Origin of the sequence: Hymenobacter terrestris (genome assembly GCF_013377905.1) — a bacterium.
Classification (GTDB): domain Bacteria; phylum Bacteroidota; class Bacteroidia; order Cytophagales; family Hymenobacteraceae; genus Hymenobacter; species Hymenobacter terrestris.
Genome location: NZ_JABKAV010000114.1, coordinates 1 through 5,568 on the forward strand (window position 1 = coordinate 1; position 5,568 = coordinate 5,568).

A 5,568-nucleotide genomic window follows, 5' to 3' on the forward strand; every position below is an offset into this window, starting at 1 on the left:
GGTGGCACCGGAAAAACAACCAGTTGCTTGAATGTGGCCCATACGCTTCGGGAGCGAGGCTATACGGTACTGCTGTTAGACTGTGACCGGCAAACCAACCTAACCCAAAGCTTTACAGTGGGTATTGGAGCCAAGTCCCACCTAGGTTCAGTATTAATGGGCCAAGCTAGTCTATCTGATGTAGTGATGGAGGTAGAAGATGGACTCTATCTAATTCCTAGCTCGCCTGATATTGCCGAGGCCGAGGAACGTATAAGTCAAAAGCCTGGTGCCGAGTTCGCGCTCAAGGAATTGCTGGATGAAGTAGAGGCCATTGACTATTGTCTGATTGATACGCCTGGTGGGTTGGGTAAACTAACTTACGCTGCGCTGACGGCCGCAAATGCGGTTTTTATCCCAGCCCAACCTGAATACTATGGTATTGAAGGCTTAGTGGGGCTACTAGATGTGTGCCATCAAGTACAAAAGCGGTTGAATCCAAAGCTTATAATCGGCGGATTATTTTTCACTCAGTACAACCGCAATGACCGCCGCCGCGCACAGAGGGACATGGTCCAGTTGTTGGAATCACACGCCTTATTTGGACCGCTGGTCATGCATACTACCATTCGGCCTAACGTGAGCTTAGTAGAAGCTCAGATAGAGAAAGCTAGTATTCATTCTTGGGCTCCCGCATCGGCCGGTGCTGAGGATTACCAAAACTTAACAACTGAAATTTTAGCTCGTTTATGAGTACCAAACCTAGTTTCGGCAATAAAGTACTGGCTTCTATCAACGAGCGGATTGAGCCGGCTAAATCAGTCAATCAGCCGACTCCTTCTCCCGATTTGGAGGAAGGGCCAATTTGGGTTTCGTTTACGACTGCTGTCAGTAAGGAAACCTACATGAAGCTCAAGCAGGCAGAGCATTGGATTCCTGGCTTCTTGATGAAAGAGCTGACTGAATCAGCGTTAGTCTCAGAACTGGAAAAATATCCTGAAGCAGACAAGCCGCTGCCGCCACTAGCGTTGGAAAAGCTGCTGCGGACTAGCAAGAAGCTTCGGTGAACTAAAGTAGTTAAATCGTTCTATCGGTTTAACTACTTTTTTTGCAAGTACTTGATTTGCTTTATTTTAAAGTGAAAGGATAGAAATGGTAAGCGAAATCAGCCCTTTGAGGCATTTTGACTGAAGTTTTAATCTACAAACACTCTGCATAACGCTTAAACGCTTACCATTTCTATCCTTTCGCGCTATTACTAGTCTTCGCTTACCATTTCTATCCTTTCAAAGCTGCGAATGCTAAGGGTAACGATCTCTTGTTTAGAAATCACTACTTGAAGGGAGTACATATGCGAATACCAAGAAGTGAGAGTAGTGAATGAGGAGATAACAGGCCCAAAGTAGCAAAATAAAGCAAAAAAATATATGTATAGTGCAATCCCTGTTTATGCTTGAACGTACCCCTATTTTGTTGGGTATTTGTCCGTTCAGGAGTTTGTACCTAATAAATGCCTTTTTTTAAGGCTGCATCAACAATTTGTGATATTTTATTTATTTGTCAAGTATTTACTCTATTTGCAGGCTCTGTAATTTGCTGACAAAAAGAGAGTTATAGTGGGGAAAGGATAGGGATTGTAAGTCAAAGGATAGGGATTGTAAGTCGAAAGGATAGGGATTGTAAGCGAAAGGATAGGGATTGTAAGCGAAAGGATAGGGATTGTAAGTAAAAAGGATAGAGATTGTAAGCGAAAGGATAGAAGTTAAAGAAAGGCTTACTTTTAAATCATGTATTTTATTATATTTGTCTGCCAGCTAATCTAAGACACTTCAGCTACTATGTCCTTATCCACACTTCCGATTGCCGTTGCGGCAGCTCCCGCTGAATCTTCTTACCTCGAAATTAGGCAGCACAATGCTATAACTACAGCGCGCTATGAAATGAGCGCCTGCGAGATGGATATCGTCTTTTCACTACTATCGGTTCTGCGCAAAGAGGATAAGCCTGGGACTATTTACCGGATACGAGTAAAGGAACTAGAGCAGCTAACCGGCCGAGTCTGGAACTACCAGAGATTATTGGAAGCTACATCAAACCTGCGAAGTCGCGAGTATCATATTGAGGATAACAAGCACGTATTGCAGGTGGGCTTGCTTGCCTCGGCGCTTTATATCAAAGGAGAAGGAATTATTGAACTAGAAATATCTGAGCGCATGAGGCGCTACCTGATTGACCTAAAAAATAACTTCACTTCGTATCGTCTGCAATCGGTTTTCAGCCTATCAAGTAAGTATGCCAAGCGCATCTATCAGATTGCCTCTCAGTGGAAAGATATCGGCGAAACCAAAACGTTTACGCTAGATGAATTCAAAATTATGCTCTCCCTGAAAGATCCAAAGGGTGTTGAGGCTGAGCAGTACGAAAAAGTTTCAGCGCTGCAGAAGTACGTGCTTGATGTTGCAAAAAATCAGATCAACAAGCACACTGATCTGCGCATCAATTATGAATTGCTGAAGAAAGGGCGGTCTTACCATAGCATTAGGTTCTTTGTGAATGCCCAGGCCCCACATCAATTGCCTATTCCTTTCGAGGATGGAGCCGATGAAGAGAAGCAGCGACGCGCTTTACTCAACTTAGATGAGTTGGGCATTCGCGACAGTAAATTGATCAACCAAATTCTGGATGATACAAAAAAGCTTGATGCCCTTTTTTCATTTTGCTACAAATACAAAACCGGCAAACTAAAAGCTGACAAGAACCCAGGTGGACTGTACTTGAAAATGGTAGGATTGCGCTAAATATTTATCTAGTTGTAAAAAATTTTATGATTACGGGCGTTTATAACGTTTTAAGAACGGACGTTTGTAAAACGTTATAAACCCTACCTTGCGCCGGCTTTCCCCTTCACCCCCATGCTATTCGTGAAACGCTATATTCCCTACTACCGCGTCTCCACCCTCAAGCAGGGACAGTCCGGGCTCGGCCTCGATGCCCAACGCGCCGCCGTGCTGGCCTTCGCCGGGGCAGTGGGGGAGGGGAAGCTGGGGCCGGAGTTTGTGGAGGTGGAAAGCGGCAAGCGCAATCAGCGCCCCCAGCTGGCGGCGGCCATGGCCGAGGCCCGCCGCGTCGGGGCCACGCTGCTTATCGCTAAGCTCGACCGGCTCTCGCGTAACGCCGGCTTCATCTTCGCCCTGCGCGACTCGGGCGTCGACTTCGTTTGCTGCGACATGCCCGACGCTAATACGCTTACCGTGGGCTTGTTTGCCGTCATCGCCCAGCATGAGCGCGAAACGATCAGCAAGCGCACCCGCGATGCGCTGACGGCCAAGAGGGCGCGGGGCTTTCAATTAGGTACGCCCACCAATCTCACGTCCGGCGCTATAGCCAAAGGCCAGCAAGTGCGACAAGCCAATGCCCGCACCCACCAGGGCAACCGGCAGGCCGCTCGTCTGGCGGCGTTGCTGCAGGGGCAGGGGCACACGCTCCAGCAGATTGCCCACGAACTCAACGAGTCGGGCTACCGGACTAGGAGAGGGGCGGAGTTCTTTCCCATGACCATCCAGCGGCTGCTTAAGCGGGTGGATGCGTAAGGGCAAACATTAACTTTGGCTGATGGGACACTATACCGACGCGCCGGAAGACAATTTGCTCGGGTTGACCAGCAAAGACGAGCTCAACGAGCAGGAGGCACTGGGCGTCGCGCAGGTAGAGCGCTATCTGCTGGAGGAAATAGAGTACCCTGTGGAGTTGTCGGTCAGCTTGCTGCAAGACTTACATCGGCGGGCTTTTCAACACCTTTACGACTGGGCCGGCCAGTGGCGAAAGCAAGTGCCCAATGTGGGTGCCTACTTACCACCGCCTGCCCATCAGGTCCCGTCGCTACTCTACGAATTCATCGACGAATTGCGACATCGGCACGCGTTGCTGCCGGCAGAACCAACCACGGAGCAGGTGGCGGCTGTGTTAGCCTACGCTCATCACCGGCTGGTAGCGATTCATCCGTTTGTCAATGGTAACGGCCGTACGGCCCGCCTCTTCACCAATCTGCTGGCCTATGGCTACGGCTTTCAGGAAGTCATTCTCTACCGGCGAGAACAAGGCGAGGGGCGCACCCAGTACCTGCAGGCTATCCGGCAAGCAGACGACTATTATCTAGCGCCGCTGCAGGCGCTTATTCACGAGCAGCTACGGCCGCTGTAGAAGTGGAAAGGGTCGTTTGCTCATAGAGGGCCTCTATCCGCTCGACGGACACGAGTTGATTCTCCAGGGCCATGGAGGCGTACACAGAACGCACCACCATGGCTTTCACCACGGCGGGATTTTGCAACTGAGGATATCGGTCACGCAGTTTCATTTGTTGAGAAGCAAGGTGTTACAGTAATTTCTGTACTGTAAAGATGGCTTAAAAGTTCCTAGGTATCCGCTGGCTACCCAGACGCAGGTGTATTGGCTGGTAGCATGTGGACGCCAAGTCTATCCGTTGGGGGCGGCAGTGCAGGAAGATGCCGCCTTGCGCTTCCCGCATCTTCCAACTGGCCCCACCTTTGCCGCCTCGTTAGCCCAGCGCGCACTGTATTTTATTGACAGTGTGGCCACGGCCCGGTTCGCTACCCGGTTCTAAGATACCTAGTAAAATAGGCGTATTGTAGACCCACTTGGCGCGCTACTGTCGCTCCTGTGCGGGGCGCTATGGGCACCCATGGGGGCCCACTTTTTTGTCCGCCATATATTACGGGTTACCGCTTCTTGCCGTTGGACGTGCGCAGGGGGCCGCTCCAGCAAAAAGAGTGCTGCCAGAAGAAGTAAACAGCTAGCTTTTTGTGAGCAGCAGCTTACTGCTTCAGGTAAGTTTTCCGTAGTTTTGCCATGGCACGGCAACGGTAAATACCGCATTGCTTCAGCTGCTCTCTCGTTATGCGTATTCGCCGCGCTCGCCGCCCCAAGGACCAACTGCCCAATTCGCACCTGCTCGCCTGTCAACATTGCCATCAGGAGTATGTGCCCGTCAAGCGCGGCACCCAGAAGTTTTGCTCCAGTTCCTGTCGCAGCACCCACAGCAAGCAAAAGAAAGCGGGCACTTTGGGCAAATTCACGTCGCTGCCGGGGCCCACACGCGGTGGACTCGGATTTCTTGAATCCACGGCGGCCGCGGGTGTGGGAGCTGCCACGGCCAACGCGCTAGAGTACCTGTTGGTCACGCGCCACTTGGTCAGCCGCAGCGAAGAACACACGCAGCAGCTCAGTGCCGTGACTGAGCTGCTGCAGCACGTACTGCAGCAGAACGCGCAGTTGCAGCAGCAACTGCTGCAGTTGAGCCAGGCTTTGGGCGTGCCGCTGCCCCCCAGGGAGACGACTAGCTGCCCGCCAGCCCTCGCGCCCGCTTCCCTCGCGTTCACGCCGCCCGTAGCGGAGCCGTTGTCTGAGGCAGCGCTTACACCCGAACAGCAGGCTATCTATGCGCAAATGGTCGCCGCGTTCTCCGAGCCGGAACCTGTCGCCCATCCGACTCCGCGTCGCGCGCCTACATCGACCATCCCGACTAAGCCTTCTTAATTAGCCATGAGGCAGAGTAGACCTTTGTGCCCTTGT

7 protein-coding genes are annotated in these 5,568 nt (G+C 51.4%); 6 read left to right on the plus strand and 1 reads right to left on the minus strand.

Annotation, left to right across the window (positions count from 1 at the left end; genetic code table 11):
• The 5 genes from HW556_RS17885 to HW556_RS17905 all read left to right on the plus strand — a co-directional run.
• Nucleotides 1-732 (plus strand): ParA family protein (locus tag HW556_RS17885; protein WP_176901485.1); only part of this gene is annotated, 732 nt, incomplete at its 5' end.
• A complete protein-coding gene (locus tag HW556_RS17890) occupies nt 729-1,046 on the plus strand; it encodes a hypothetical protein (protein ID WP_176901486.1) in 318 nt (105 codons plus the stop codon). The genes HW556_RS17885 and HW556_RS17890, both read left to right, overlap by 4 nt.
• Before the next feature lie 771 nt (nt 1,047-1,817).
• Nucleotides 1,818-2,777, plus strand: a complete 960-nt coding sequence (locus HW556_RS17895) for a replication initiation protein (RefSeq protein ID WP_176901487.1) — start codon at nt 1,818-1,820, stop codon at nt 2,775-2,777.
• Nucleotides 2,778-2,900: 123 nt separating this feature from the next.
• Nucleotides 2,901-3,569 (plus strand): recombinase family protein, encoded by a 669-nt coding sequence (locus HW556_RS17900; RefSeq protein ID WP_394354143.1) that lies wholly within the window; start codon nt 2,901-2,903, stop codon nt 3,567-3,569.
• A 22-nt stretch (nt 3,570-3,591) separates the two neighbouring features.
• On the plus strand, nt 3,592-4,179 hold the full coding sequence (locus HW556_RS17905) for a Fic/DOC family protein (protein ID WP_176901489.1): 588 nt from the start codon (nt 3,592-3,594) through the stop codon (nt 4,177-4,179).
• Here the strand turns inward: HW556_RS17905 and HW556_RS17910 are convergent.
• Entirely contained in the window at nt 4,151-4,306 is a 156-nt protein-coding gene (locus HW556_RS17910) for a hypothetical protein (protein WP_176901490.1), read from the minus strand. The genes HW556_RS17905 and HW556_RS17910 overlap by 29 nt on opposite strands.
• 587 nt (nt 4,307-4,893) lie before the next feature.
• Here HW556_RS17910 and HW556_RS17915 point away from each other — a divergent pair.
• The gene (locus tag HW556_RS17915; RefSeq protein WP_176901491.1) at nt 4,894-5,532 is read left to right on the plus strand and encodes a hypothetical protein; all 639 of its coding nucleotides are present in this window, start codon (nt 4,894-4,896) and stop codon (nt 5,530-5,532) included.
• Nucleotides 5,533-5,568 lie beyond the last annotated feature (36 nt).